A 3705-nucleotide genomic window follows, 5' to 3' on the forward strand; every position below is an offset into this window, starting at 1 on the left:
AAGAATCTAGAGGGTTTTTACACACGATTTGGCGACGTTGAAGCGCTGGTGCGCGAGGAAGACGATGCGTTGGCCATCTATGGTTCGGGAGAATCGTTACAATTGACGTTTGTCTCATCGACACGTGCCACAGAGGATGACATCTGGGTTTTGGAAGTGCGCGGTTACGCCAAAGACATGGACTTGTATACGGATACGGGCGGACGTATCGAACCGCTTCCAGTCAAATATCCAGAGCGAAACGAAAGAGAACGATTACATAAACAGTATAATGTACGGGTCAAAGCACCATGGGGAAGTCAGTAAGGCATAGCATCGTTTTACCCAAGCGTTTGGTGAGTTTACATCAAGGGTTATGGTGGGCAGCCATTGTTCTGTTTGCGACAGGTATCTATCTTGGCAGCGTGACGCTGTTTGAATGGTTGCTTGACTGGCAGTTGCAAAACCAGGCATACCAATGGCTTTTTCTGGCGCACTTGTTGGTGGGTGTTGCTTTTACACCGTTGATACTTTGGTTTATCGTCCACCATTTTCGTTTGGCCATTTCCCGTCCCAACCGAAAGGCTGTCAGAATTGGTCTGTGGCTGGCAGGGGTGATTTTGGCCGTGACCATCACAGGCTGGCTATTGCTCCGTGTCGAGCCGATCATGATTCCTGCGGGGTGGGGGCGTCGCATTCTCTATTGGCTGCATGTTGTGATGCCAGTGGCCATGGCTGTACTTTACTGGTTGCACCGGCGAGTGGGCATTCACATGCAATTGTCGCATTTGCGACGCAGATTGTGGGCGCTCGGGAGTTTGACGGCTGCGTTGAGCTTGGTGCATATCACCGTATTTCTTCCGGACGAGTTGCAATGGGAAACCCCTTTTTTGCCAGCGCGCGTTGCCGTGCCAGCAGGACAGACCTTTGCTGATTCTGATCTTATGCTCAATGGTTACTGCGAGCGTTGTCACCAAGAAACCGTACATCGTTGGGCGCATAGTGCGCACCGTTTTAGCTCGCTCAATAATCCGGTTTACCGCTTTTCAATCGAAAACATGAGACAAAAACTTCAACAGCGCGATGGTCATACAAAAGCGAGCCGATTCTGTGCCGGATGCCATGACCCGGTATTGTTGCTGACCGGAAGGTTTGATCAGCCGGATATCGGTCGCCATAGCGATGCCGCCAATGAAGGCGTCAACTGTGTGGCCTGTCATGCGGTAAGAGAGGTTCCTGATCGCATTGGAAATGGTGGTTATCGTGTTGCAAAGTTAAGCCACTATCCCTTCGCCTTTTCCGAAAACAGGGCCTTGCGGTGGCTGAGTGATCAGTTGATTTTGGCAAAGCCTGACTTCCACAAACGAGTCATGATGCCAGAAACGCTCAAGAAACCGGAGTTTTGTGGGGCTTGCCACAAAGTGCATATCCCAAAGTCTGTCAATCACTATCGTTGGCTACGCGGACAAAATCATTTGGACGAGTTTTTTTTAAGTGGCGTGAGTGGTCGGGGTGTCAGCAGTTTTTATTATCCGGAAGAACCGCACGAAGGATGCTTGCAATGCCACATGAAGGCAAAGCCGGTGACTCGCCAAGATTTGGCAGCAAAGTCGGGGCCGACCGCCAACCGCCTGATGTTGAAGGATCACTTGTTCCCATCTGGGAACACGGCGCTTGATGCTATGGTGGGCGATACTGTGTACGCCAAAGAGCGCGAAGAAGCATTGCAGCAGGCTGTTCGGGTAGAAATTTTCGCGTTACGGAGAGGCGGAACCGTTGATGGCGAGCTCATCCCGGCTGATACCATGCGTCTGGAAGACTGGAATACGGCGCGGCGTTGGTTGGTTGAAGTGGTCACCCGAACCACAGGGATGGGACACGTTTTCACTGGCGGGACGACGGACTCTAACCAAGTCTGGGTTCAGCTTGAAGCGGAACTTGAAGATGAGGCAGGACGTCGGTTTCGAGGGATATCGGGGGCCATTGACGCAGCGGGTAACGTTGATGGCAAAGCGCACTGGCTGAAGGCAGAATTGTTGGCTCGCGACGGAACGCCAATCCGTGAGCGCAATGTGGAAGACATTTTCGTTGCACTTTACAACCGTCAGATTCCGCCTGGGGCAGCGGATATCGCGTCTTTCCAGATGATTTTGCCGGAGGCAGGGCATTGGCGACGGGTAAACCTTCGGGCACGTGTCTATTATCGAAAGTTCAGTCAATCGCTCTGGCACAAGTCAGGTGGGCGTGGAAAGTTACCGGTAGCATTATTGGCTCAGCACGAGTGGACGCTGGGAACTGAGGGAGCTGTCTCTGACAGTCCGGTGCCAGAATGGCAGCGTTGGAATGACTACGGAATCGGTCTGCTTCGCATACCGCAGCATCAGCGTCTGAGGCAGGCACGAGAAGCCTTTGAAAAAGTCGCCCAATATGGCCGAGCGGAGGGGCATCTGAATTTAGCGCGCGTGGCGCTGATTGAAGGTCGGCTCCGTGATGCGATTGTTCGGATCAACGAGGCCATTGCTCTGGGAACAAACACGCCTTGGACCGCACATTGGCTGGCGGCCCAAGTGTACCGACAGATGGGAGACTATGCAAAAGCTCATGAGCATCTTAAGAGGATATTTGAGGTCAAGTGGCGGGGAGGAGCGTTTGATTTCCGGTCCGATTGGCGTTTGCTCAACCTTGCAGCGGATACAGCACTTGTGTTGGCACAGTCATCTTCGGATGCGTCAAAAAGGGTATTCTGGTTGAGCCAAAGTGAGCGTTATCTCATGGATGCGTTGCGAGAAAACCCGGAATATTCCGATACTCACTTTAATTTATTTAGACTGGCGGCGTTACGTGGTGACCATGAAGCGATGACGCGACACCGCGCACTCCATAAAAAATACAAAGTCGATGACGAGGCGCGTGGTCACGCGGTGCTCAAGGCCAGACAAAGTGACGAAATTCTGGATTTCCAAGCAAATCCAGTCCCAATTCATCCCCTTATTTTGCGGCCTGAGGAGGACAGCGCACCATGAAGCTTTGGCGATACGGAGTGCTCGCGATACTGTTTGGCATTGCCGGCTGGTATTGGTGGGCAGTGAGCAAGACATCGAAACCGGAAAGTATCGTTGAACAAAGGTCTCTCAAGGGCCCGTCAACCATGCCCACATTTCGCTTGGTCACAGAGGCAGACAATTACGGAGTGGATTTCCATCCGGAGAATGGAGCGTACGGCGAGAAACTGTTGCCGGAAACGATGGGGCAGGGGGTCGCTGTCGTCGATATCGACGGCGATGGTGATGACGATTTGATTTTCGTGAACGGGATGGTTTGGCCATGGCGTGAACAAAAAAGCAAGACGCCATTGCTTGCTGTCTATCTCAATGATGGAAAAGGTCACTTTTCAAGTGTCGAAATTCCTGGACTCTCTGAAGCCCAGGGCTATGGACAGGCAATCGCCACAGCGGATCTTAATGGGGACCAGCGTCCTGATATTTTTGTGACTTGTGTTGGCAAAGACCAACTGTTTCTCTCATCGGCTACGGGTTATCAACGGATGGCTGGTGTGCATGAAGGCTCACCTACGGCATGGAGCAGTGCAGCGGCTTTCTTTGATCAGGATGGCGACGGCGATCTGGATTTGCTCGTGGCGGAATATTTGCATTGGTCTCCCGATATTGACCGAAAAATCAACTTTCAAATGGCGGGTATCGGCAAGGCGTACGGCCCCCCGAAAGA

The 3705-nt window shown here is 52.3% G+C and carries 3 protein-coding genes; all 3 read left to right on the top strand.

Annotation, left to right across the window (positions count from 1 at the left end):
* Positions 1-306, top strand: a 306-nt coding sequence (locus tag D6694_10925; GenBank protein RMH39684.1) for a hypothetical protein, incomplete at its 5' end; no start/stop codon positions are given.
* On the top strand, positions 291-3002 hold the full coding sequence (locus D6694_10930) for a hypothetical protein (protein ID RMH39685.1): 2712 nt from the start codon (positions 291-293) through the stop codon (positions 3000-3002). The genes D6694_10925 and D6694_10930, both read left to right, overlap by 16 nt.
* Positions 2999-3705, top strand: a 707-nt coding sequence (locus D6694_10935) for a VCBS repeat-containing protein (GenBank protein ID RMH39686.1), incomplete at its 3' end; no start/stop codon positions are given. The genes D6694_10930 and D6694_10935, both read left to right, overlap by 4 nt.

It is taken from the genome of Gammaproteobacteria bacterium (assembly GCA_003696665.1).
Lineage (GTDB): Bacteria > Pseudomonadota > Gammaproteobacteria > Enterobacterales.